The 24999-nt window shown below is 46.5% G+C and carries 25 protein-coding genes, 1 tRNA gene and 1 pseudogene; 21 read left to right on the top strand and 6 right to left on the bottom strand.

Annotated features, from left to right (window positions below):
* Positions 1-173 precede the first annotated feature (173 nt).
* Entirely contained in the window at positions 174-2039 is a 1866-nt protein-coding gene (mnmG, locus tag CSUNSWCD_RS00850; protein WP_009492704.1) for a tRNA uridine-5-carboxymethylaminomethyl(34) synthesis enzyme MnmG, read from the top strand.
* A gap of 96 nt (positions 2040-2135) precedes the next feature.
* Here the strand turns inward: mnmG and CSUNSWCD_RS00845 are convergent, their stop codons facing one another.
* A complete protein-coding gene (locus CSUNSWCD_RS00845; RefSeq protein WP_009492702.1) occupies positions 2136-2516 on the bottom strand; it encodes a VOC family protein in 381 nt (126 codons plus the stop codon).
* A 341-nt stretch (positions 2517-2857) separates the two neighbouring features.
* Here CSUNSWCD_RS00845 and CSUNSWCD_RS00840 point away from each other — a divergent pair, with 341 nt between their 5' ends.
* From CSUNSWCD_RS00840 to CSUNSWCD_RS11830, 15 genes and pseudogenes are all read left to right on the top strand, one after another.
* On the top strand, positions 2858-3361 hold the full coding sequence (locus tag CSUNSWCD_RS00840; protein WP_009492698.1) for a Rieske 2Fe-2S domain-containing protein: 504 nt from the start codon (positions 2858-2860) through the stop codon (positions 3359-3361).
* Between the two features lie 10 nt (positions 3362-3371).
* Positions 3372-4634: a cytochrome b gene (locus CSUNSWCD_RS00835; protein ID WP_009492696.1), complete on the top strand. Its 1263-nt coding sequence runs from the start codon at positions 3372-3374 to the stop codon at positions 4632-4634.
* Positions 4631-5659, top strand: coding sequence for a c-type cytochrome (locus tag CSUNSWCD_RS00830; RefSeq protein WP_009492694.1), 1029 nt, complete (start codon positions 4631-4633; stop codon positions 5657-5659). Before CSUNSWCD_RS00835 ends, CSUNSWCD_RS00830 begins: the two co-directional genes overlap by 4 nt.
* A 273-nt stretch (positions 5660-5932) precedes the next feature.
* Positions 5933-6847 carry a hypothetical protein gene (locus CSUNSWCD_RS00825; RefSeq protein WP_009492692.1) on the top strand — a complete coding sequence of 305 codons (915 nt, stop codon included), beginning with the start codon at positions 5933-5935 and terminating at the stop codon, positions 6845-6847.
* A gap of 410 nt (positions 6848-7257) precedes the next feature.
* Positions 7258-7404 (top strand): hypothetical protein, encoded by a 147-nt coding sequence (locus CSUNSWCD_RS11625; protein ID WP_009492686.1) that lies wholly within the window; start codon positions 7258-7260, stop codon positions 7402-7404.
* Between the two features lie 22 nt (positions 7405-7426).
* A complete protein-coding gene (locus CSUNSWCD_RS00820) occupies positions 7427-8020 on the top strand; it encodes an acyl-CoA dehydratase activase (protein ID WP_009492684.1) in 594 nt (197 codons plus the stop codon).
* Positions 8010-9197: a double-cubane-cluster-containing anaerobic reductase gene (locus CSUNSWCD_RS00815; RefSeq protein ID WP_009492682.1), complete on the top strand. Its 1188-nt coding sequence runs from the start codon at positions 8010-8012 to the stop codon at positions 9195-9197. The genes CSUNSWCD_RS00820 and CSUNSWCD_RS00815 overlap by 11 nt, the downstream gene beginning before the upstream one ends.
* Complete coding sequence (locus CSUNSWCD_RS11840) at positions 9194-9751, top strand: substrate-binding domain-containing protein (protein ID WP_009492680.1); 558 nt, start codon at positions 9194-9196, stop codon at positions 9749-9751. Before CSUNSWCD_RS00815 ends, CSUNSWCD_RS11840 begins: the two co-directional genes overlap by 4 nt.
* Positions 9748-10050 (top strand): substrate-binding domain-containing protein, encoded by a 303-nt coding sequence (locus CSUNSWCD_RS11835; RefSeq protein ID WP_009492678.1) that lies wholly within the window; start codon positions 9748-9750, stop codon positions 10048-10050. The genes CSUNSWCD_RS11840 and CSUNSWCD_RS11835 overlap by 4 nt, the downstream gene beginning before the upstream one ends.
* Positions 10043-10819, top strand: coding sequence for a 4Fe-4S binding protein (locus tag CSUNSWCD_RS00805; protein WP_009492676.1), 777 nt, complete (start codon positions 10043-10045; stop codon positions 10817-10819). Before CSUNSWCD_RS11835 ends, CSUNSWCD_RS00805 begins: the two co-directional genes overlap by 8 nt.
* Entirely contained in the window at positions 10819-11646 is an 828-nt protein-coding gene (locus CSUNSWCD_RS00800; RefSeq protein WP_009492674.1) for a radical SAM protein, read from the top strand. Before CSUNSWCD_RS00805 ends, CSUNSWCD_RS00800 begins: the two co-directional genes overlap by 1 nt.
* Before the next feature lie 113 nt (positions 11647-11759).
* Positions 11760-12527: pseudogene (locus CSUNSWCD_RS00795) on the top strand (transporter substrate-binding domain-containing protein).
* A gap of 334 nt (positions 12528-12861) precedes the next feature.
* Positions 12862-13479 (top strand): amino acid ABC transporter permease, encoded by a 618-nt coding sequence (locus CSUNSWCD_RS00790; RefSeq protein WP_081585278.1) that lies wholly within the window; start codon positions 12862-12864, stop codon positions 13477-13479.
* A complete protein-coding gene (locus tag CSUNSWCD_RS00785) occupies positions 13479-14078 on the top strand; it encodes an amino acid ABC transporter ATP-binding protein (protein ID WP_009492662.1) in 600 nt (199 codons plus the stop codon). Before CSUNSWCD_RS00790 ends, CSUNSWCD_RS00785 begins: the two co-directional genes overlap by 1 nt.
* Positions 14075-14212, top strand: coding sequence for a hypothetical protein (locus tag CSUNSWCD_RS11830; RefSeq protein ID WP_009492660.1), 138 nt, complete (start codon positions 14075-14077; stop codon positions 14210-14212). The genes CSUNSWCD_RS00785 and CSUNSWCD_RS11830 overlap by 4 nt, the downstream gene beginning before the upstream one ends.
* A gap of 1026 nt (positions 14213-15238) precedes the next feature.
* Here CSUNSWCD_RS11830 and accA read toward each other — a convergent pair.
* The 5 genes from accA to gpmI form a co-directional block, all read right to left on the bottom strand.
* A complete protein-coding gene (gene accA, locus CSUNSWCD_RS00775) occupies positions 15239-16180 on the bottom strand; it encodes an acetyl-CoA carboxylase carboxyl transferase subunit alpha (protein ID WP_009492656.1) in 942 nt (313 codons plus the stop codon).
* A complete protein-coding gene (locus CSUNSWCD_RS00770; RefSeq protein WP_009492654.1) occupies positions 16180-17388 on the bottom strand; it encodes a beta-ketoacyl-ACP synthase II in 1209 nt (402 codons plus the stop codon). Before CSUNSWCD_RS00770 ends, accA begins: the two co-directional genes overlap by 1 nt.
* 19 nt (positions 17389-17407) lie before the next feature.
* The gene (gene acpP / locus CSUNSWCD_RS00765; protein WP_009492652.1) at positions 17408-17641 is read right to left on the bottom strand and encodes an acyl carrier protein; all 234 of its coding nucleotides are present in this window, start codon (positions 17639-17641) and stop codon (positions 17408-17410) included.
* 80 nt (positions 17642-17721) lie between these two features.
* Complete coding sequence (fabG, locus tag CSUNSWCD_RS00760; RefSeq protein WP_009492650.1) at positions 17722-18465, bottom strand: 3-oxoacyl-ACP reductase FabG; 744 nt, start codon at positions 18463-18465, stop codon at positions 17722-17724.
* A gap of 80 nt (positions 18466-18545) precedes the next feature.
* Positions 18546-20024, bottom strand: coding sequence for a 2,3-bisphosphoglycerate-independent phosphoglycerate mutase (gene gpmI, locus CSUNSWCD_RS00755; protein WP_009492648.1), 1479 nt, complete (start codon positions 20022-20024; stop codon positions 18546-18548).
* Positions 20025-20103: 79 nt separating this feature from the next.
* Here gpmI and mraY point away from each other — a divergent pair, with 79 nt between their 5' ends.
* The 5 genes from mraY to CSUNSWCD_RS00730 all read left to right on the top strand — a co-directional run bounded on the left by mraY (position 20104) and on the right by CSUNSWCD_RS00730 (position 24676).
* Complete coding sequence (gene mraY, locus CSUNSWCD_RS00750) at positions 20104-21168, top strand: phospho-N-acetylmuramoyl-pentapeptide-transferase (protein ID WP_009492645.1); 1065 nt, start codon at positions 20104-20106, stop codon at positions 21166-21168.
* Between the two features lie 7 nt (positions 21169-21175).
* Positions 21176-21700 carry a hypothetical protein gene (locus CSUNSWCD_RS00745; RefSeq protein ID WP_009492643.1) on the top strand — a complete coding sequence of 175 codons (525 nt, stop codon included), beginning with the start codon at positions 21176-21178 and terminating at the stop codon, positions 21698-21700.
* Entirely contained in the window at positions 21697-22959 is a 1263-nt protein-coding gene (murD, locus tag CSUNSWCD_RS00740; protein WP_009492641.1) for a UDP-N-acetylmuramoyl-L-alanine--D-glutamate ligase, read from the top strand. The genes CSUNSWCD_RS00745 and murD overlap by 4 nt, the downstream gene beginning before the upstream one ends.
* A 144-nt stretch (positions 22960-23103) precedes the next feature.
* Positions 23104-23179 (top strand) — tRNA-Phe (locus tag CSUNSWCD_RS00735).
* Between the two features lie 252 nt (positions 23180-23431).
* Positions 23432-24676: a tyrosine-type recombinase/integrase gene (locus tag CSUNSWCD_RS00730; RefSeq protein ID WP_009492639.1), complete on the top strand. Its 1245-nt coding sequence runs from the start codon at positions 23432-23434 to the stop codon at positions 24674-24676.
* Positions 24677-24999 lie beyond the last annotated feature (323 nt).

Raw genomic sequence — 24999 nt, 5'->3', positions numbered from 1 at the left:
ACTCTATAAAAATTACTATAAATAAATTTAAACCAAATCGCCAAACTACGCGCACCGGCTCAAAAAAACGTCAAATTTAAGATAGTTTTCCTCGCCGTCTTTTCTTAAATTTTTGTATATTTTATCTGTTTTTTGATAAAATCGCGAATTTTAAGGACAAGGAAAATTTGAATATGAACTATGATATTATCGTCGTCGGAGGCGGTCACGCAGGCATCGAAGCCAGCCTCGCCGCCGCAAAAATGGGCAAAAAAACGCTACTAATCACAATCCTAGCCGAGCAAATCGGTGCAGCTAGCTGCAACCCCGCAATAGGGGGCCTAGCAAAAGGCCACCTCGTAAAAGAGATCGACGCTCTAGGCGGACAGATGGGGCTAACGACCGATGCCGTGGGCATACAGTTTCGCGTGCTAAACGAGAGCAAGGGCCCAGCTGTGCGAGGTAGCCGCGCTCAGATCGATATGGACCGCTACCGCGTCTATATGCGAAATTTACTGCTAAATACGCCAAATCTCGACATCAGCCAAGAGATCGCAACGCAAATTTTAAGCCAAAATGGCGAGATCACGGGCGTAAAAACCCACCTAGGCAACGAGTATAAAACCAGCAAGCTCATCATTACGACGGGCACGTTTTTAAACGGACTCATTCACGTCGGATTTAACAAGCTAGAAGCCGGCCGCGTGGGCGAGCTAAGCGCCAAAAATCTAAGCGATAGCCTGCGCGAACTAGGCCTAGAAGTCGGCCGGCTAAAGACCGGCACCTGCCCGCGCGTGGACGCTAAAAGCATAGACTTTAGCGTACTTGAGATCCAAGGCGGCGACGAGGATCCAACCCCATTTAGCTTCCGCACGCGGGACTTCGCGCCTACGCAGCTGCCCTGCTACATCGCCTACACGAACGAAACCACGCACGACATTATCCGCTCAAATTTCGACAAAGCGCCGCTATTTACGGGTCAGATAGAGGGCGTGGGTCCGCGCTATTGCCCGAGTATCGAGGATAAGATAAATAGATTCGGCGATCGCGACAGACATCATCTTTTCGTCGAGCCGCAGACGCTAGAGGCCACGGAGTACTATATCAACGGCTTTTCTACGAGCTTGCCGTATGAAGTACAGGTCGCGATGCTGCGCTCGGTCAAGGGCTTTGAAAACGCGCGCATCGTGCGCCACGGCTACGCGATCGAGTACGACTACGTCCAGCCGACCGAGCTAAAACACACGCTAGAGACCAAAAAGGCGCGCGGACTCTATCTCGCAGGCCAGATCAACGGCACCACGGGCTACGAGGAAGCGGGCGCGCAAGGGCTGATGGCCGGCATAAACGCAGCGCTTGCGCTTGATGGCAAAGAGCCGTTCGTCCTGCGCCGCGACGAGGCCTATATCGGCGTTCTCATCGACGATCTCGTGACCAAAGGTACAAAGGAGCCTTACCGCATGTTTACCTCGCGCGCCGAGTATAGGCTGCTTTTGCGCGAGGATAACGCCGTGCTACGCCTAGGCGGATACGGCCGCGAGCTTGGGCTGCTAGACGAAGCGACGTTTGAGAAAATAGAAGCCATAAGGTCAAATTTGGCTCGCGGGCTAGAGCTGCTAAACAGCACCGAGATCACGCCGACGAAGCGAAATTTAGAGCTTTTAGCTAGCCTAGACGAGGAGATAATCAGCCAAAATTTAACCCTGCAAAAAATCGTCGCCAGAAAGAGCTTCACGGGCGAAAAGCTGCGCAAGCTAGATCCATTTTTTGAGGCGCTCGACGAAGCTAGCTTGGAGCAAATTTTAACCGAAGCCAAATACCAGCACTACATCGCCGAGCAAAAAAAACAGATCGACCGCATGAAAGATATGATGAGCGTGAAAATCCCAGCAGGCTTTAGCTTCCGCGGTATCAGCGGGCTTAGCAACGAAGTGGTCGAAAAGCTCGAGAGATTTGCCCCGCCGACGCTATTTGCGGCTAGCGAGATCAGCGGCGTGACGCCTGCGGCGATAGACATCTTACATATTTATATAAAGATGAACGCAAGGGAGTCGCAGTAAGTCGCGATAAAATGCTATTTAACAAGGGCAGGCGTTAAATTTGAGGTTAAATTTAACGCTTCGCCTCTTGGCGTTAAATTTACAAACCCGTCAAATTTAAACGTATCTACTGATCTCTATCAAATTTCCGTCCGGGTCGCGCACATAGATTGAGTTTATCGCTCCAAGCGCGCCGGTTCGCGGCACGATGCCCTGCTCTACGGCGATGCCGGCAACCTCTAGCTCCTCTAAAACTAGCTCAAGCGGCGTATCGGTAAGTAAGCAAATATCAGCCGTTCCGATGTTTGCGTTTCGCGCGTTTGGCAAAATCTCCTCGTCTTTTACGTGCAAATTTATCTTTTGCGAGCCAAAGGCTAGAGCTTTGCGTCCGTTTGAAAAATCAATCTCCCGCATACCCAGCACGCGTATGTAAAAATCAAGCGTCCGTTGCAAATTTGCCAGCGTTAAAACGATATGATCGATCGAAGCGATACGCATATATTCTCCTTTAAAATCAAATTTAACCAAGCATTTCCCGCTAAAAACGGCAAATTTGACGGCGTAAATTTAAAGCCGCTCGGCGTCAAATTTTTGCGGTGCGGGTAAAACGCGCAAACTAAAATATAATTTAAATTTACGTCTGCTCATAGACCGTCAAATTTAACCGACTAAACCAAATTTACACTCAAATTTTACTCCCTAAAGCCTTAAAATACGAAATAGTAAATGATTATTTAAAAATAGTTTAAATAATTAAACTATTTGCCGAAAAAATGAAAGTTTAATTTTCATAAGAGTATAATCTCGATTATTCTTCAAAAACCGTTGAAAGGAAAGTAATGTCCGTAAAACAAGAAAGACGAGATTTTATCGGTCTAGCGTTTGGCGCGGTAGCCGCAGTCGGCGGCGCAGCGACTCTCGTAGCCGTTAAAAAGACTTGGGATCCGCTTCCTAGCGTAAAGGCGGCCGGATTTACGACTGTAGATCTTAGCCCGATGAAAGACGGCGAGATGCGCCAGATCGAGTGGCGTAAAAAGCCGATATTTATCCTAAAAAAAGACGCTTCGATGGCGCCTAACGACAAGCGCGACGTCGTGGTAGACGGCGCTAGATATATGGTGGCGATCGGGCTTTGCACGCATCTTGGCTGTATACCGGAGTGGAAACCGGGCAAGCAACTTTTCGTTTGCGCCTGTCACGGAGGCGAATTTAACGCAGACGGCGTAAATACCTTCGGCCCTCCTCCACGCCCGCTAGACATACCGCCGTTTAAGATAGACGGTACGAAACTCGTTTTGGGCGAGACTAGCCCCGAATACGAAAAACTAACGGCTCAAGCGTAAGGAGGGAAAAATGCATATCAGAAAATCAACTGGCGTTTTAGACTGGCTAGATCAGAGGATCGCCCTAAACAAGCTAATGAAAGTCCTCGTCAGCGAATACTGGATACCGAAAAATATAAACTTCCTCTGGGCGATGGGCGTTATACTCACGACGCTTTTTGCTTTGCTTATTTTTACCGGATTTATGCTAGTTATGTACTACAAACCGGATATAAATTTAGCCTTTGACAGCGTAAATTTTACTATAATGAAAGAGGTCGAGTACGGCTGGCTATGGCGTCACATACATGCGGTTGCGGCTTCGGTCGTGTTTTTAATCATCTACATACATACCTTTACGGCGATCTACTACGGCTCTTATAAAAAAGGTCGCGAGATGATTTGGGTGAGCGGTATGTTGCTCTTTATCCTGTTTTCAGCCGAGGCTTTTAGCGGATATATGCTACCTTGGGGTCAGATGAGCTACTGGGCGGCGATGGTTATCACGAATTTATTCGGCGGCATCCCGGTTATCGGGGACGCGGTAGTCGAGTGGATCAGAGGCGACTATGCCGTTAGCGATCCGACTTTGACGAGATTTTTCATGCTTCACGTATGCTTGCTACCGATCGTGCTGATCGCAGTCGTCGCGATACACTTTTACACCCTTCGCGTCCCGCACGTAAATAACGAAACGGGTGAAGAGATAGACTTTGATATCGAGGCTGAAAAATATCTAAGCGGCGATAAGAAAAATGCTAAAGTTATTCCGTTTTGGCCGGGATTTTTGGCAAAAGACTTTATGTACATCGGCTTTTTTATGATTTTCTTTTTCTATTTAGTCTGTTTCCATTTCAACTTTGCGATGGATCCGATAAATTTCGAGCCGGGCAACGCTCTAAAAACCCCTCCGCACATCTATCCTGAGTGGTATTTCTTGTGGCAGTATGAGATTTTACGCGGATTTTTCTTTGATATTTTCGGCTTTAAAGCTTACAACATCGGCCTTATCGCGTTTGCGATCGCAGGCGTAGCTCTATTTTTCATGCCGCTTTACGATAGAAGCGACGTCGTGGCTCCGGCTCACGAAAGAAAGGGCTTTTTCGTATGGTTCTGGTTGCTAGTAGTCGATATGATCGTGCTTACGATATTTGGCAAGCTACCTGCCGACGGCGTGACACTTGGTATTTCAAACTCATGGATAGGATTTTACTCGACCATTACGTTTTTCGTTCTGCTTTTTGTCGTTTTACCTATCATAACGACTCTTGAGAAAAAAGGAGCGGTAAAATGAGAGAGTTAAAAATTTTCATAATCGTAGTTATTTTAACTGGCGTAACATACTGGGGTATCGAGCCTTACGCGCATAACGTCATGCATCCGCACGTCGGCGCGGCCGATTACGACTTTGGCGCCGAGGATATAAATCAAGCCAAATCCGTAGTAGAAGCTAGACAAAAAGCACTTGATGCGACAAAAGCTCTGAATGACGAGAAAAAAGTCGCCGGAGCGCAAAAAGATCTCGAAGAGGCACAAAAATCTCTCGAAGACTACACTGCGTTTTGGAACGATATAAAGGCTATAAATTTAGCCAAAGGCGACGCGACTAAAGGCTCAGAAACCTTTGCAAATGCTGGCTGCGCAGGCTGTCACGGAGTCGAGGCTGCGGGTATGCCGACAGCTATGAGCGCTGCTGAACTTAGCGAAGCGTACGGCGTAGTGCCGCCCGATCTTAGCACTGCAGGAGCGATATACGACGAGCATTTCTTGGCAGCCCTTATCAAAGATCCGACCAAGGCACTAAAACTAACGCATAAATTTAACGACGAAAAGCCTTATCCGATGCCGGCCTTTTTCGGAGCGGGCGGAGAAGATCCAAATGCCGAGATCGCTGATATAGTCGCGTATCTAAAGTCTATCGCACCTAAAGAAGTTAGCGACGAACAGGTATTTCGCGACGCATGTCAAAGATGCCACGACATGAAGTACGAAAACAAATACACGCTAACCAACCGTGTAAATTTAGCCGCCTATATGGGCTCAAACCCGCCTGATTTATCGATGATGATCCGCTCAAAAGGCGATGATTATCTGCATAAATTTATAAACGACACGCAAAAGATGCTACCGGGCACAGCAATGCCTCGCGTAGGTCTAAATAAAGCTAGCGAGGACAAAGTCATAGCCTACATGGCAAAAGCGGGCGACGCTAAAAAAGCCGAGCGCGAAAGTCTAGGCATAAATATGATGATTTACTTCCTGATTTTCGGCATCTTCGGATGGCTTTGGAAACGCAAAGTTTGGTCTAGCCTACACTAAAATTTGAGCCCGACTCCGGGCTCTTTTTAAATTTACCGCTTCGCATCCTTCTTTTTGATTTTTAAATTCGCCCTGTTTTTAACTCACAAATAGTTTTTACTTGAATCTATTTTATCGCTTACGGTCTAGCTCAAAGCCGAGTTGAGCCGCGCCGCTCGTCTAAATTTAAACATTTTTTAGATTAGCCCGCTAAAATGCGTTAAATTTTAATAAGGAAAAAAGATAAACAAAGCAGAATTTCAAAAGCTAAATTCCAACGAAAAACAAGACGCGATGCTAAAAATATCCGCCGCATATCCGCAGTTTAAATTTCTAAATTTAAGCAAATTTACGTGCGGCGAGCATAGCTTTGAGACGGGCATTTTTGATTTTGAGGGGAGCGAGTTCGTTTTTATCCCGGGGGACGAGCCCGAACTTGGCTGGGATGATTTTGCCGTTTTAGATGAAAATTCGGCAAAAGAGATTAAAAAACAATGCGACTTTTGTCCTGAGGATCAAAGCCTGCGCGAGTTCATAGCGAGACAAACCTCGCCACTTCGCCATGCCAAAATCCCCGCTATGTTAGCCGAAAGAAAACCCGCCGAACTTAGCTGGTACGAGGTAGATTTAAGCGACGAAAGGCTTAAAATTTACGCAGGCGAGATGGAGGATTTTTTGTGCGGTAAAGACAAAGATATTTCTGAAATGACGGTTTGGAGCACGATAAAGTTAATTCGCGAAGACGGCAAAATTCGCGCGTTTTTGTTTGACGACGTCACGCACGAGGAGCTTGAAGCGAATTTACGCAAGAACGGCTTTAGCCTACCCAGCCAGGACGAATGGGAATACCTAGCCGGATGCGGCGCGCGCACGCTTTGGCGTTTTGGCGACGAGCTGGGCCCCGACAAGGTAGCGTTACCGCATGTTAATCAGCCCAAAAATCCGGAATTTTCGCTATTTGAGCCGAATTTATTCGGGCTATTCATCGCCTTTGACCCTTACCCGGTCGAGCTTGTAAGCGCGCCGATATACTTTAAAGGCGGCGATGGCGGCAGCGCGTTTTGCGGCGGTGCGTCGCTATTTGAGTGTCTGCTGCCCGTCTCGCCTTTTTACGCTATGAGCAAGGAGATGCGAAATGATTATTTGGAGTTTTTGCATGACGGCGATATCGACAACGCGATTTATAGGCGTATTTTTAGACTGGAGTAAGCAGGTCGAGCGGCTAATGCAAAATTCAAATTTAAGCTTTTAAATTTGCGCCGCGGATAAATTTGACCGCGTAAATTTAACTCGAAAATTTAAATTTATAGCCCGATCAAATTGAAAATCCGCCGTCAAATTCTGCGCTTTTTGATAAACTTCATAGCTCAATTTTAATCCAATCCGTGCGTTCAAAGCTCTAAATTTACGCACAAAATAATACTCTTTTCAAATTTCCCTCGCTTTTTACGTCCGATTTTGGCTATAATTTCAACCAAAGCAGATCGCAGTTGCGATTTACATTTGCATAAATTTATATTCATTCACGATTTCTGCAAATTTACACAAACTAGAGCTCAAATTTGCGCTCAAATTTAACAAAGTTCCGCGTGTCGGAAAGATTTTTTAGGGATCAAAGTATGCATTTTATCGGTATCGACATCGGCGGGGCGTCGTCAAAGGTCGCCGTTATGGATGAACGTGGCAAATTTTGCGAGCTGTTTTTGCTACCAAGCGGCTTTAGCGCGGTTAGAGTCGCGCGGCAGATCAAGGAAGTTTTAGAGTAAAAAGGCTACGGCGAGGGCTTTCGTGACGGCTACGGGCTACGGACGCGTCAGCGTGGACTACGCGCAGCTTAGCATGAGCGAAATTTTATGCCACGGCCTTGGAGCGCACTTTTTGTTTGAGCCTGATTGCACCGTCATCGACGTGGGCGGGCAGGATACAAAGGCGATCAGGATCGAAAACGCCAAGCCCACGGATTTTATCATGAACGACAAGTGCTCGGCGGGCACGGGCAAATTTTTAGAGATCAGCGCGGGCCGTCTGGAGCTAGAGCTAAGCGAAATTTACAAAACCGCCCGCAAAAATCCTGCTATCAAACTAAGCTCGACCTGCACTGTTTTTGCCGAGAGCGAGATCGTCTCGCTAAGCGCAAACGGAGCCGAAACGAGCGAGATCGCCTATGCCATCGTGGACTCATCGGCGCACAAGGTCGCCGCTCTCATCAAACGGTTGGAAAATCAAATTTACTTTTTAAGCGGCGGGCTTAGCAACGTGCCGCTCTTCAAACAGCTTCTAGGCGAGCATCTGGGGGCTGAAATTTTTACTCACGAAAACGCAATCTACTGCGGCGCGATAGGCGCTGCGATAATGGGAAAAAGGAGAAAAGATGAGGTATGATTTTGCGGAGCTTAAAAAGCGAAATTCTATGGCGCTCCAGGATCTAAAAGCCGAAGGAATGAGTGTCGTGGGGACGTTTTGTACATATTCGCCAAAGGAGCTCATTTACGCCGCGGGCGCGGTACCAGTTAGCCTGTGCGCCTCGGACGAAGGGCCGATAAACGCCGCTCACGCCGAGCTTCCGCGTAATCTTTGCCCACTAATCAAGGCAAGCTACGGCTACGCGCTAACGAAAAAATGCCCCTATATGAACGCCAGCGACGTAGTAGTCGGCGAGACAACCTGCGACGGCAAGAAAAAGATGTACGAGCTGCTAGCAAAACACAAAGAAGTCCGCGTTTTAGAGCTGCCAAATATGACAAATAAACGCAGTTTGGAGCTTTGGACGCAGGAGCTACGGGAGTTTAAAGGCTATTTGGAGCAGCGTTTCGGCACGCAAATAACGGACGAAAAACTAAAAGAGACGATAGAGATTTTTAACGAGGAGCGAGACGCGCTAAACGAGCTAATGGAGCTTGGCAAGCTAAATCCAAGCCCGATTAGCGGCAGCGAGATGCATCAGGTGCTATTTGCGAGCGACTACATCTACGACAAAAGCGAAAAGATACGCATGCTACGCTCCTACGTCAAGGCTCTGCGCGAAAAAGACATGAGTGGCGCCAAACGCAAAAAGCGCATCATCATCACCGGCTGTCCAAGCGGGGGCATCTACGAAAAGGTCGTAAAGCAGATCGAGGAGCTAGGCGCGGACGTGGTGGCCTTTGAAAACTGCACGGGCACGAAAAACTATCAAAATAACGTAGAGCTAGAGGGCGATCTGGTCGCAAATATCGCCGAGCGCTACCTTAAAATTCCATGTTCGGTGATGTATCAAAACGACGCCAGAGGCGATATTATCAAGGAATTTATCCGCGAATATCAAGCCCACGGCGTCATCGACGTCGTGCTAAGCGGCTGTCACACCTACGCGATCGAGACGAACAGGATCAAAGAGGCGAGCCGCGAAGCGGGAGCGAACTATATGAGCTTGGAGACGGACTACTCCAAGCAAGGACGTCGGGCAAATTCGAACGCGCCTAGAAGCGTTTATAGAACTGCTTTAAGCTGGGTCGCTCTAAATTTTAAAATAAAAGAGCCTTGTAAATTTAACAATCCAAAGAAAGGAGAGATTGCATGAAATTTAAAGAGATAGACGAATCTCGTCGCGGCTTTTTAAAAGGAGCTTTGGCGGCAGCCGCTATCGCAGGACCTGAAGCGATGCTCGCTGGCTATACGCCGTTTAAGCCCGATTCGCTGCAGGTTTGGTCGTGCGGAGGATTGTCTGAAGCATTTAACGAGCTAAACGCCGTTTATGAGTCCAAAACGCGGCATAACATCCAGTACACCGGCGCCTTTGCGGGAGCGCTCGGGAAGTCGCTACTGGCCTTGCAGGGCAAGACGGAGGTTTTCGGCGCCCGCGTTTTAGAGCTAAGCCAAAAACTGCGTAAGGCGGGGCTTAGCCTTCGCTTTAGACCGCTATGTTTTACCGACTACGTTTTAGTGGTGCCAAAGGGAAATCCCGCGGGCATTCGCGATCTAAAGGATCTAGCGGAACCCGGCGTGCGGGTGATGCTGCCGCTAAGGGCTTCGCCTCCGGGTAGCGGACCGGTAAAGGGAATTTTGAAAAATTCAGGTCTCACGGGGCCCGTTATGAAAAATATGATTGCCAACGGCTCATGGTCATCCAGATGATGTGCGATCTGGTAGATGGCAAGGGCGATGCGTCCATAATCGAAAAGCGCCTAACGACGCACGATAGGTTTAAAGACAGGATCGAATACATGCCTATCGACGAGAAACTCATCCCGCCGGGGCCGCTTACCTTTACGCTAAATATCATGAAATACGTAAAAGACGAGAAGCTTGCCGATGATTTTGCGGACTTCGTCTGCTCGGACGGGCAGGAAATTTTCGAGCGGCACGGCTTTACCTCCATCCATTCGGCGCGCGGGCTTGAACTCATAGAAAGGTTTGGTGTAAAAGATGTTTAGTATCGTAAATATGGCAAAGATGAAAAAAGTCTCTAGGCTAACTAAAATTCGTCGCTTGGTGCAGCTGATTTTTATCGGCGCGATCGGGCAATGGGCGTATTACGGGATTTTTAGATGCCCATTTATCGTGCCTTTCGTAAACTGCCAATCCTGTCCGATCGTTACGTGCTGGGGGCGGATCGCGACCGTGTTTTTCGGCTTTTGGCTATTTATCCCAGTGCTGGTTATTTTCCTCGGGCGCGCCTTTTGCGGCTGGCTTTGCCCGGGCGGATTCGTAAATCAAATGCTGGGAAAATTTGCCGCTTTTAAGCTCAAGCTAAAAAACAATAAGAAGCTACGATATGCGCAAATAGGCATGGTCCTAGCCGTTTTGCTTAGCGCGGGCGTATATTTTATCTACGGCAATCCTCGCGTTATGATCCCTATCCGCACCAGCGACGAGTATCTCAACGCCGTTATCATGTCCTTTAAATTTTCCGACTGGTACTGGGCGGTTCGCACTGCCGTCGTCGTAGCTCTTATCGCCGCGTCTTTGATCGTAGCAAATTTATGGTGCCGCTTCGCCTGTCCTAGCGGCGGCATAATGGAGCTGCTGCGTAAAATTTCAATATTTCGCGTTTATAAAACAGATGCCTGCGATAACTGCAACGCCTGTTTGCGCAAATGCGAGATGGGCACGAGACCGGACGAGATGAACTGCACGAACTGCGGCGATTGTATGGATGTTTGCCACGCGGACGCCATCAAATTCGGAAGGAAAAAAGATTGATGAATTTTTTCGCCAGGCCCTCCTTTGACAACCACCCCTGCTTTAGCAAAAAAGCGTCCGCCGCCTACGGGCGCGTGCATCTTCCCGTAGCGCCGCATTGCAATATCCAATGCAATTTTTGCAACCGCATCTACGACTGCGCCAACGAAAATCGTCCGAGCGTAACGGGGAGGGTGCAAAGCCCAGATGAGGCCGCGCTATACGTGGAAAATCTATTTAAATTTAGACAAGATATCTCAGTCATCGGCATCGCAGGGCCAGGAGATCCTATGTGCGATGCCGACAAAACCCTAGCGACCTTTGAAAAATGCAAAGTCCGCTTCCCCCACGCCCTACTTTGCCTATCCACAAACGGCCTATCCCTGCCCGAGCACGTGGATGATATCGTGCGAATCGGCGTGAGCCACGTAACGGTGACCGTTAATGCCGTAACACCCGAAGTGGGCGGCAAAATTTATGCGTGGGTGCGCCACAAAAACAAAATTTACCACGGCGAGGATGGTGCTAAAATTCTTGCGGAGCGCCAAGAGGCAGGAATCCGCAAGCTAAAAGAAGCTCGCATGATCGTAAAGATCAATACGGTCGTAATCCCGGGCGTCAATATGAATCACGTCCCCGAAATCGCGAAAAAGGCCAAAGAGTGGCAAGCCGATATCATGAACTGCATGGCGATGATACCCGTGCATGACACCCCTTTTGCAAATATCAAATCGCCATCAAACGAAGAAATTCGCAGCATGCGAAAGCTCATCGGCGGCTCCATTCATCAAATGACTCACTGCAGTAGATGCCGCGCCGACGCATGCGGCAAGCTTTGCGAGGGATAGGGCTTGCTTTGCGGCGGGTTTGTCGGCTCTTTTTATCTGTCTGTCAAATTTAAATTTATATCGCGATCGCGATTTTTAAGGTTATATTTTCAAATTTCACAAAAGGAGTTAGCATGAAGCTAAGACAAATTTTAAAACTAGGTGCGGCGATTGCCGTTTGTTTAAATTTAGCCAGCGCGAAATCGCTTGAGCAGATCAAAAAAGACGGCGTGATCACTATCGCGACCGAGGGAGTGTATTCGCCGTTTTCGTTTCATAACGAAAAAGACGAGCTGATGGGCTACGACGTCGAGATCGCAAGGGCTGTCGCCGATAAACTAGCCCTAAAGCCGAAATTCGTCGAAGCCTCTTGGGACGCGATGATAGCAGCATTTGACGCGGGCAAGGCGGACACCGTGTTTAACCAAGTAAGCATCACCGAAGAGCGCAAGAAAAAGTACGACTACTCCGTGCCGTACATGACCTAGTACTCGGCAATCATCGTGCACGAGGATAACGACGACATCAAGAGCTTCGCCGATCTAAAGGGCAAGCGCTCGACGCACTCGGTAAATAGCATGTGGATCCCAACCGTCGAAAAATACGGCGCAAAGCTCGTCGTAGCCGATAGCCTAAGCGACCAGATAAATCTCATAATCACCAAGCGCGCCGACGATACGATAGACGACGCCGTGATGTTCTACGACTACAAAAAGCAACACCCAAAAGCGCCTATAAAGCTGATAGAAGCAGGCGAGGATCCGATGTACACTGCTGCGATCGTACATAAAGGCAACGCCGAGCTACTGGAAGCGATAAACAAGGCCCTAAACGAGCTACGAGCCGAAGGCAAGCTAAAAGAGATTTCGTTGAAATATTTCGGTAAAGATATTTCAGAATAAACCAAAAAGCGACGGGCGGAACGGGCGGATTTTAAATTTGCAAATTTAAAATTTACGCATCCAGGTTTAATCGCCGCTTAAAATTTAGACGCAAAGTTGGCGGCAAATAAGCCGCCGCGTCAAATTTGAGCTCAAATTTGGAGTCGGGCTAAATTTACAAATTTAAGCCCGCAAATATAACTTGCTGTTTTAAAATTTGACGGCAAATTTGACGAGCAAAAAGCTCGCGAGCGCTAAATTTAAGCTCAAATTTGACGTAAAATAACGGAGGTAAAATTTGGACATAGATCGCATAAACCGCATAATAGAAATCCTCTCAAGCTCGACGCTGCCGATGCTAGTCGCACTCGCAAAGATCACGATACCCCTCACGCTGATATCCTTCGCCTGCGGACTGACTATCGCTATAGTTACGGCGATAGCAAGGCTTAGCGGGGTGAAAATTTTGCGCTTGATATTTGGCGCTTACGTTTGGATATTTCGCGGTACGCCGCTACTAGTACAGCTTTTTATCGTGTTTTACGGGCTTCCGGCGGTCGGCGTTACGCTTGAGACCTGGACCGCAGCCGTCATCGCCTTTAGCCTAAACGTCGGCGCCTACGCGTCCGAGTCCGTGCGAGCCTCGATCCTATCGGTGCCGCGAGGACAGTGGGAGGCCGCGATGTCGCTAGGCATGACGCAGGCGCAAATTTTACGGCGCATCATCGCGCCCCAAGCCGTGAGGATATCGCTGCCGCCGCTATCAAACACCTTTATCGGCCTAGTCAAGGACACCTCGCTAGCCGCGTCCATCACGATGGTAGATATGTTTATGGTCGCTCAGCGTATCGCCGCGCGCACCTTTGAGCCGCTACTACTCTACGTTCTGGCCGCCCTCATCTACCTAGCCGTCTGCACGGCTCTAACCTGGCTACAAGCAAAGCTCGAAAAATCAGTCTCGAGGTACGTGTGATGATAAAATTTACGAATTTAACCAAGGCATTTGGCGATCATACGGTGCTAAATGACATAAGCGTGCAAATCTACGAAGGCCAAACGACCGTGATAGTGGGCTCATCAGGATCTGGCAAATCAACCCTGCTGCGCTGCATAAATTTGCTCGAAATCCCGCAAAAAGGCGAGCTGGAGCTAGACGGGCAGAGGCTAAATTTCGCAAATAAAATATCGCAAAAAGAGCTGCTGTCCTTTCGCCGTCATACGGGCATGGTGTTTCAAAGCTTTAATCTTTTTCCGCATTTAACGGTGCTGCAAAACGTCATCGAGGGGCCGACACAGGTGCTTGGCATAGACAAACAAAGCGCGATAAATAAGGCTCGCGAACTGCTAAATAAGGTCGGACTCAGCCAGAAAGAAAACGCCTATCCAAATAGGCTCTCGGGCGGCCAATGCCAACGAACGGCGATCGCGCGAGCTCTTGCGATGGATCCGGCGTTTTTGCTACTAGACGAACCAACTAGCGCGCTTGATCCCGAGCTGGAGGCCGAGGTTTTTAAGGTCGTAATAGCGCTAGCCAAAGAGAAAAACCCCTCGTCATCGTCACGCATAATATGAATTTTGCTCGCAAAGTCGCGGATAGGATTTTATTTTTAGATGACGGCAAGATCGCATTTGACGGCGGCGCAGAGGAGTTTTTCGGTAGCGACTCGCCGCGCATAGTCAAATTTATCTCGGCGATGGATATTTAGGGCGGGTATTTTTGCGAGCCTTTGAATGTCGTTTTGGCGAATTTTTAAAATTTGAGATTTTGCAGCCTAAAAATCAGTTTTTGCTTGCAAGCTAATTTTAAAGCTTTGTTGATTGAAAAGTAGCGATTTTAGATAGCTATATTTACTGAAAGTCCGTGGTTCTAAGCAGTCTGTTTGAAAGCTTTGTTTCTTTAAAGACAGTATTTCGTAGCTAGCTATATTTTGGCATGCTAGCATTAAAGGAAACATTTTTGCAAGCAGTTGTATTTTGAGACCTGCGCGCCTTTGGATGACTGCAGTTTGCGGTCATACCGAATAGTTATTTAGTTGCATCTAAGCTCCGACATCTACACGCGTCTTTAAACCATCCAAAACCCGCGCAAGTATGGTTGTTCTTCTTTAAACATATTGGATTCACTTACTTTAGTGGCTTGCTTGGCCAAGGTGATTTAATGTGTTTTGCGGTGACGAATAACCAAAGTGCAAAATAACACCAGTAATAAGCTGGTAAATTAAGTCCAAAAACTATAGAATATGGAAAAATCTTAAAATAGAAACCCTTTATTACAATCAGAAAAGCCATAAAATTACATCAAATTTTGATAATTCTATTAGCATAGGCATAAAGCGGCATTTACCCGTTTAGTAATATAAAATTTGCCGCACAACCAACAAAAGAGATGGTCAAAAAAGAGTAGCACTATTTTTATGTATACGCGCGTAACTCGAAAGCCAATGTTTATTTTTGAGTAATCACCGAACAAATAATCCAAAAGCAAGCCGTCTTTGGATTCAAATTTAACGCAAAATATATTTTCAACGCTTGCTTGCGGTAAATTACAATTTTCTACTAAATATAAAGATATTTTTTTGAAATACATAGTTACTAGGCTAAATTTACAAGGTTAGTTTTGATTTTGTTGATATTGTACGTAATGTTCCGTACAAATCTAAGTACATAAAAAACACAAATAAATCGCTTACAAAAAGTTCAAGAAACTTTTTGTAAGAATATATTTTGAGATGTTATTTGCCTTCTTCAAATGCACCTGCAGATAGGATTTTGGCTATTCTAGCATTTAAAAGCTCATCTACTTTGAGTTTTTCGAGCTTATCTAATTCGGTTATAAAATAGCTTGCAAGTGCTTTTACAGCAGTTTCTTTATCTCTGTGAGCGCCATTTATCGGCTCTTCTATGACGTCATCTATCAAATCTAAGCTTTTTAGATCGTCAGCGGTTATTTTTAGCGCCTTCGTAGCCTGCTCTTGTTTTGACGGATCGTTCCAAAGTATAGCCGCGCAACCCTCTGGCGAGATAACTGAAAAAACAGAGTTTCGCATCATGGCTAGCTTGTCGGCTACGCCTATAGCCAGTGCTCCGCCGCTTCCGCCCTCGCCTATAACGACGGCTATCATAGGAGTTTTTAAATTTGCAAATTCAAATAAATTTCTAGCGATTGCCTCGCTTTGACCGCGCTCCTCAGCCGCAACGCCCGGATACGCGCCCGGAGTATCGATCAAAAACAGTATAGGAAGTCCAAATTTCTCAGCCATCTTAGCTATTCGCAATGCCTTGCGGTAACCCTCTGGATGAGGCATACCAAAATTTCTTTTTAGTTTATTTTTAGTTCCTCTGCCCTTTTGCTCGCCTATCACGACGACTTTTTTAGAGCCTATATAGCCGATAAAACAAACTATCGCCCCATCATCGCGATACGCTCTATCGCCGTGAAGCTCATAAAAATCCCTCATCATGCCTTTGATGTAGTCGATAGCGTAAGGACGATCCGGATGACGAGCCAAAGCAAGGCGTTGAAATTCGTTGAGATTTTTATAAATCTTAGCGGTCTCTTTTTCTAAATTTTTATTTAGAATTTCTACCGCATGTTCATCGCCGCGAATTCTCGCGTTTGCGATGTCATCATCTATTTGCTTGATACCTTGTTCAAAGTCTAGATAACTTGCCATTATATCTTCTTAAATATAATAGAGCCATTCGTGCCGCCAAATCCAAAAGAGTTGCTCATAACGGCATTTAGCTCAGCTTTTCTAGCCACGTTTGGCACGTAGTCTAGATCGCATTCCTCATCTCTTGTTGTATAGTTTATCGTAGGCGGTATAAGCCCTTCTTGCATAGCCATTATAGACACGACTGCTTCTATCGCGCCAGCCGCACCTAGGCAGTGTCCCGTTTGCCCCTTAGTAGAGCTAACCGGCGGTACATTGCTACCAAAAAGAGCCTTCAAGGCTGCGGTTTCATTTTTGTCGTTCGTCGGTGTCGAAGTACCGTGCGCGTTGATGTAGTCGATCTGTAAATTCCCAGCCATTTTTAAGGCTTTTTTCATCGCAGAAAGCGGTCCTTCAAGCGAAGGCGAAGTGATGTGATATGCATCGCCACTCTCACCAAAACCGACCACTTCAGCATAGATTTTAGCGCCTCTGGCCTTAGCGCTTTCATACTCTTCGAGTACGAGTGCACCGCTACCTTCGCCCATAACAAAGCCGTCTCTGTCCTTATCAAAAGGTCTTGATGCCGTTTGCGGATCGTCGTTTCTAGTAGAAAGTGCTTTCATAGCCGCAAATCCGCCGATACCTACGCCGCAAACCGTAGACTCTGAGCCTACGACTAGCATCTTTTGCGCTTCGCCTATCATGATGGTTTTAGCAGCCTCAATGATAGCGTGAGTAGACGCCGCGCATGCCGTTACGCTAGAGATATTGGGCCCTTTTAAGCCGTGCTCTATCGAAACTATGCCGCCCAGCATATTTACTAGTGCAGAAGGTATAAAAAACGGAGAAATTCGTCTTGAGCCTTTTCCAAGTAAGATATTGGAGTTTTTTTCGATATTAGGCAAACCGCCTATGCCGGCAGCAGAGCTAACGCCGAAATTTTCAGCGTCGAATTCGCCGAAATTTGCATCAGCCATAGCCTCTTTAGCAGCTTTTATTCCAAGCTGGATAAATCTATCGACCTTTTTGACCTCCTTAGCGTCCATAACGCTAAGCGGGTCAAAGTCCGTTATCTCGGCAGCAATCTGAACTGGAAAATCGCTCGCGTCAAAAGAAGTTATCTTTTTTACGCCGGTTTTACCTTCGCAGATAGCCTTAAATGAACTATCTTTGTCGAGCCCTAAAGCATTGATCATCCCAATTCCGGTTACTACGACTCTTTTCAAGATCTCTCCTTGCAAAAACTTATTTGTTTAGTTTCTCGATATAGCTTACGACGTCGTTTATAGTGATCAGCTTCTCAGCGTCGCTATCAGGTATCTCTACCTCAAATTTCTCCTCAAGAGCCATAACCAGCTCAACTACGTCAAGCGAGTCTGCTCCCAAATCCTCGATAATCTTAGACTCAAGCTTTACCGCATCCGGAGCTACGCTTAGTTGCTCAACTACTACGTCTCTTACGTCCTCAAATATTGCCATTTTCTTCTCCTAAAAATAAAAATTTCGTGATTTTAATATATTTTAGCTTAAACTTTCGCAAAAACGCAAAATTTGCGCGCTTACATATATAGTCCGCCGTTGATCTTTAGCGTCTCGCCCGTGACGTAGCTAGCGTGATCGCTTAGCAAAAACGCCACAGCTGCGGCCACTTCGCTAGCGCTTCCGAAGCGTTTTAGCGGGATGTTGTCGCTGTAGGTTTTTTTGATCTCGTCGCTTAGCTCGCTCGTCATATCAGTCTCAATAAAGCCCGGCGTAACGCAGTTAAAGCGCACGTTTCTAGCTGCGCCTTCTTTGGCGAAGCTTTTGTTCATCGCGATCATTCCGCCCTTGCTCGCAGCGTAGTTTGCCTGTCCGGCATTACCCATCTCGCCCACAATCGAAGCCACGTTTACGACGGCGCCGAAGCGTTTTTTACTCATTACTTTTAGCGCCTCGCGGCATCCGATAAAGGCCGAAGTCAAATTTGCGCCTATCACGCTAGTAAAATCCTCTGTTTTCATGCGAAGCGCGAGCTTGTCGTTCGTGATACCGGCATTATTTACGAGGTAGCCCAGCTCGCCGTCGGCGTCCACGATCAAATTTATCGCTTTTATAAACTCATCCTCGTCCGTCGCGTCAAATTTTACCACCGCAGCCTGTCCGCCGTTTGCTATGATTTCAGCCTGCAACGCATCGGCAATTTCTGGCTTTGAGCGGTAGTTTATCCACACTTTTAGTCCCATTTGCGCTAGAGTTTTGGCTATCTGCGCGCCGATACCGCGACTTGCACCGGTGATTAGCACGTTTTTTCCGCTAAATTTCATTTTTTCTCCTTGATTTCAAATTTTACTTGCATTTTATCAGACGAAAGCTAAAAAGCCTTTTACCTAAAATTTATATAGTATTAAAACAACGCCTCATCCATCTCTGCCGGTTTTTTGATACCCATCAGCGCTAAAACGCTCGCAGCGATATTGTTTAGACCGCCCGCTTTTACCGCCTTTACGCCCTCGCCCATCACGAAGCAAAATACGTCAAAAGTCGTGTGGTTGGTTAGCAAATTACCCTGCGTGTCCTTCATCTGCTCGCAGTTGCCGTGGTCGCTCGTGATGATTAGCGCATAGTTTTTCTCCTTGGCCTTTGCCACGATGCGTCCCAGCGCCGTATCTACAGCCTCGACGGCTTTTACCGCCGCGCTAAATTCGCCCGTGTGTCCGACCATATCGCCGTTTGCGAAATTTACTACTATGAAATCCTGTCCGTCATCCATCCCTTTTAATACCGCCTCGCACACGGCTTGCGCGCTCATTTCGGGCTTTTCGTCGTAGGTTTTTACCTTAGGACTTGGCACGAGCACTCTCGTTTCGTTTTGTGCGAGTTCCTCGACGCCGCCGTTAAAGAAAAACGTTACATGCGCGTATTTCTCGGTCTCGGCGGTGTGTAGCTGCGTTAGACCCGCGTTTGCTACGACCTCGGCAAGGGTGTTTTTTAACTTTTCGTTTTCAAATAATACGGGAAATGCAAAATTTGCGTCGTACTCGGTCATCGTGAGTAGATTTTTGACGACGAACGGACGCGCAAATTCGCTAAAATTTTCATCGCCCAAAGCCGCAGCGATCTCGCGCACGCGGTCGTTTCTAAAGTTTATAAATATCACTCCATCGTTTTCGCCGATACCCTCAAACCCGCCAAAGCTAGCCGGCACGATAAACTCGTCCGTCACGCCCGCCTCGTAGCTTTGCATGACGTATTCTAGCGGCGATACGGTTTGCCCGTTTTCTCCTCGCGTCATTGCGTCGTAGGCCGTTTTTACGCGCTCCCAGCGTTTATCTCGGTCCATCGCGTAAAATCTACCGCTAACGCTAGCTAGCCTAAAGTCCCCGCTTTGCGCCTTTTCTTGCAGTGATTTTATGAATGCAAGCCCGCTTTTTGGCCCCACGTCGCGGCCGTCCGTGATCGCATGAGCGCATACCTCGCAGCCGTTTGCGACCGCAAGAGAGCACATCGCGTCAAAGTGGCTCATGTGCGAGTGCACGCCGCCGTCTGAGTAGAGTCCGACGACGTGAACGCGTTTGCAAGTTTTAAATAAATTTAAAAGCTTTTCGCTTTTGGCTAGCGAGCCATTTTCAAAACCGAGCGAAATTTTTACCAAATTTTGATACAAAACCCGCCCGCTGCCGATACACATGTGCCCGACCTCGCTGTTTCCCATCTGTCCGTCAGGTAGGCCCACTGCTAGGCCCGAAGTTTTTATGAGCGCGTTTGGTACGTTTTTAAACAACCAGTCGTATGTCGGCTTTTTTGCCGCTGCAAATGCGTTAAATTCGCTACTCTCGTTATATCCGATACCGTCTGTGATCACCAAAATAGTTTTTTGCGCCATTTTTAAATTTTCGCCTTAAATTTAGATATTTTTTAACGGCATTATACTAAAATTAGTTTTTTTTTAAATAAAGGCTTTTATGTTTTACTATATTTATGAATTCTCAAATTTTAATATCTTTCAGTACATCACCGTTCGCGCGGGATTTTCGTTTTTTATCGCATTTTGCTTGACCGTTTGGGCGCTGCCTAAATTTATCGCGTGGGCAAAAGTCAAAAATGCCGCCCAGCCCATCTACGAGCTAGCTCCGCAAACGCACCAAAAAAAGGCCAAAACGCCGACGATGGGCGGACTGGTCTTTATCGGAGCCGCACTTGGGGCGAGCGTGATTTGCGCGCGCCTTGATAACGTCTTCGTCCTTGCTTCGCTGATCTGTCTAGCGGGCTTTACCGCGCTTGGCTTTAAAGATGATTTTCGCAAAATTTCAGGCGGCAAAAACCACGACGGACTAAGCCCTAGAGCCAAGCTTGCGGTGCAAATTTTGATCGCGTTTGCGGTCTCGGCGATGCTCTATTTACACGGCGAGCTGGGTAGTAAATTTTACCTACCGTTTTACAAATTTCCAGTGCTTGATCTTGGCGTTTTTGCGGTGGCCTTTTGGACGCTAGTTATAGTCGCTGCCTCAAATGCGGTAAATTTGACCGACGGACTAGACGGACTAGCTACGGTGCCTGCGGTGTTTTCACTACTGACGCTGGGCTTGTTTGCTTACATCTGCGGGCACGCGGTGTTTAGCTCGTACCTGCTTTTACCAAAGATTGCGGGCGTGGGCGAGACGGTCGTCGTGGCTGCTGCGCTGATCGGCTCACTGATGGGATTTTTGTGGTTTAACTGCCATCCGGCCGAGGTTTTCATGGGCGATAGCGGAAGCTTAAGCGTAGGCGCATACATCGGGCTCATGGGTGTGATGACGAAAAACGAAATCCTGCTCATCATCATCGGATTCGTGTTCGTGATGGAGACCCTGAGCGTGATTTTGCAGGTCGGAAGCTTTAAAATTTTTAAAAAGAGAATTTTTCTCATGGCGCCGATACACCATCATTTTGAGATAAAAGGCTGGGTGGAAAATAAAATCATCGTGAGATTTTGGCTCATCGCCGTTTTGGCAAATTTGATCGCCATGACGGCATTAAAAATCAGGTAAATTATTGATGCGCGCGCAAATTGAACCAGACTTTGAAACGGCACGGAAAAGATACGACGCAATTTTAAACAAAATTTTAGCTTACACAGACCACTGTGACACATGCGGTGATCCTGACGGCGCCAAATACCGTAACCTAGAAACAGAGTTACACGCAATCACGGGCAAAGATATGAGCAAATTTGACCTTTGGGAATGGTGGGAGTCCGAAGGAGCTGAAAATTTGGCTTTTGATATCGCGCTTCCTGAACCAAATTTGGTACCCGATATCACAAAAAACGAGTTGCTCGAGATCGTAGAACGGATGACGAGTTTTGAGCTACGCGAAACTGGAGACGAGTTTTTAGATGCTTTTTATAACCGCCCAAACTTTACTCATAACGGCGGATACTTTACAGAATTTTTAAGGCTAAATTTTCAAGATACTTATGATTTTAAGCTTTTTATGAGATGTAAGCGCAATGGCGTAATGACTGAGCTTAGCGCGGATGAGATAACTAAAATTTTATGGGACAAAAGGGGAGAAAAATGAGAAAATCGCTATTTGGCTACGGTGGCACGACGCGCGCGATCGCAAAAAACTTCGCAAAAGACTGCGACTGGGACATCTACGACGATAAATTTAGCGAGATCTCAAGCGACGAATGGGGCAACACGTTACTGCCGCCAAACCTTTTCGTGCCAGAAAAAAGCAGCCTCGAGATCCCAAGCCCCGGCTTCCCGCCGAGCCACGAGCTGGTCAAAAAAGCGCAAAATCTCATCAGCGAATACGACTATTTTTATAAAATTTACGGCGACAAAATGCCGTTTACCGTCTGGATCAGCGGCACGAACGGCAAAACCACGACGACAAAGATGACGCAGCACCTGCTGGCGCGCCACGGCTCCGTCATGGGCGGCAACGTCGGAGTTCCGCTCGCAGACCTAGATCCAACCGCCAAAATTTGGATACTCGAGACCAGTTCCTTTACGATGCACTATACAAACGCCGCGACGCCCGGCATCTACACGCTTTTACCTATCACGCCCGATCACCTCAGCTGGCACGGCGATTTTGTCCAGTATGAGCGCGCCAAGCTAAAACCGCTAGCGACGATGAGTGAAAACGCGGTCGCGATCCTGCCTAAAATTTACGCCGGGACGCCGACTAAAGCAAAGGTGATAAGCTACGAAAACGAGGTTGATTTGGCCCGGTTTTGCGGGGTAAATTTAAGCGATATCGCCTTTAAAACGCCGTTTTTAACGGACGCGCTTTTAGCGCTTACTATCCAGAAAATTCTGCTTGATAGGTGCGACGTACGGCTACTAAACGACTTTGTCATTGAGGGCAACAAGCTCGAAGAGTTTCTCGATGCGCGCGGCAGAACGTGGGTCAACGACACGAAAGCGACCAACATCGACGCGAGCATCCAGGCCGTAAAACGATATGAGGGCAAGTTTTTGCATTTGATTTTAGGCGGCGACGATAAGGGCGTAGATATGCGACCGCTTTTTGAGGCCTTGCGCGGAGCTAAGTCGCAAATTTACGCTATCGGCTCAAATACAGACAAGCTAATGAAGCTTGCCGGCGAGTTTAAAATCCCTGCCGTAAAATGCGAGTTTTTAAACGTCGCAGTCGGCGAGATAGATAAAAATTTCAAATTTGACGAGGCTACGAAAGTAGACGCAAACAGTGAAAATTTGGACGAAATAGCGCTATTAAGCCCTGCTGCAGCTAGTCTAGATCAGTTTAGCAGCTACGTAGAGCGTGGGGATGAATTTAAAAAAGCGATTTTAAATTTGCAAATTTGACGCGGTATATGCGCCGTAAAAGCCGCTAAATTTAGGCGACTGTCTTTGAAGCGAATTTTATATTTTAAAAAATAGCCGAATTTTACATATTTAACCAAAATTTAAGTATCAAGTGGCTAAAATCACATTTCTTTTTAACAGCGTGGTTGGATAGCTCAGTCGGTAGAGCAGCAGACTGAAAATCTGCGTGTCGGCAGTTCGATTCTGCCTCTAACCACCATTCTATTATTTAATCCCCTATAATACAATCCAAACAACACCGAAAGAAGCCCTAAAATACGGCATTTCTAAGCTATTTATAATCCAATAAGCTACAATGAAATATAATGCAATCCAAAGATTTTTGGAACACTCACGGAACATTGAGAGCATTTTTATGAGCCAAAAAATCCCCAATGTTCCAAAATGTGCCGTTTTTTAAAAACCCTAAATGTTCCAAAATGCTTTTAAATATCGTATTTTAGGGGCTAAAATGGCAATAGATATTTTAAAAGATACGCAAATACGCAAAGCAATCAAGAAAGAAAAAGACTACTCATTGACCGACGGCGGGGGCTTAGCGATACTTATTACCTCTAAAGGCGTGAAAAGGTGGGTATTTTATTACATAGACCCGGTAAGCGGTAAAAAATGTAGCGCAGGCTTTGGGCTTTATCCGGATATTACCTTAGCAAGAGCAAGAGAGCTAAGAGCGGAATACAAAAGCCTAATATCGCAAGGCATAAGCCCGAAAGAGCATAAAAAGCAGGTAAGAGAGCAAAGACAAAGCGACCATAAGCAGACGTTTAGCAAAGTGTTTAACGAGTGGCTGGAGCTTGAAAAAATGCGAGTGCTGCCAAAAACCCTACAAACTAAAGCAAACCGCATAAATAATCATATTACGCCTCTTATAGGGGATAGAGCTATCAAAAGCATAAATCACGGCGAGATAGCGCAAATATTAGAGCAGATAGGCAAGGATACGCCTCAAACGGCGCAAATACTGCACCAGCTATTAAATAACATATTTCATTACGCCACCACAAAAGGCTACACGCCGTTTAATATCATCTCGAATATCCAAGCAAAGGCGATCATCATAAATAAAGAGGCGGAGCATTACGGCAAGCTTACCGAGATAGAGGACTTAAGGGCGTTTGTTAATAAAATTTACGATTATCCGTTTTTTCTTAGCACGCGCAATATTTTAAAATTTGCCTTACATATTCCTTTGAGGGTCGCACCGCTTACGCTTTTAAAGTGGGAATACGTGGATTTTGATAAGAAACTTTTAACAATACCAAGAGAGCTACAAAAGAATAAGAATAAATCGCTAGGGGCTTTTATCTTGCCTCTAAGCGATGAGGTTATTAGTATCCTAAGAGAGCAGGAGCGAGAATTTAAAGCCTACCCGTATGTTTTTATGAATACGAGCTACAAAAACCCAATCCACAAAGATACGCCTACAAAAACCATTAAAGAGTTTGAATTTTACGATAGAGATACCGGGCGGATAATAACGGCTCATAGTTTTAGAGGCATATTTAAAACAGCCGTTTACAACTACCGAGAGCAACACAACACTAGCACGGAAGCAATCAACAAGGCGTTAGACCACCTGCACGGCGACAGGGTGGAGTTATCATACAGCGAAAAAGCGACCTTTTTAAACGAGCTTAGAGGGCTCTTTGAGTGGTGGAGTGGATTTATACTAAATTTGAGAAATAAGGAGCGATAAAGATGGCAAAAAAGCTAAAGCAACATGAGAATTCTATCGTTGATGAACTTTTGGCTTTTATCGATGCGGACAAATTTAAAAACGTTTCATTAGGGCGCAGCTTTGCATTTAACGCCGAAATGTTAAAATTCTTAATATCGTGCAAGAGGCTAAATATTTTTTTACAAGGTATTAAAAAAACCGACATAGAAAAGGCAAGCGCGGACACTTTAGAGAAGCTAGACAACGCCTCAAATGAAATTTGCACGCCGTATTTTGATACGGATAATCGCGACGATATAAAAGAAGTTGTTTTTATTGCTTTAATAGATATGATTAGCGAT

This window comes from Campylobacter showae CSUNSWCD, from assembly GCF_000313615.1.
Taxonomy (GTDB): domain Bacteria; phylum Campylobacterota; class Campylobacteria; order Campylobacterales; family Campylobacteraceae; genus Campylobacter_A; species Campylobacter_A showae_A.
Note: the sequence above shows the minus strand (reverse complement) of the source record. Positions and strands in the feature narration are given on the sequence as shown.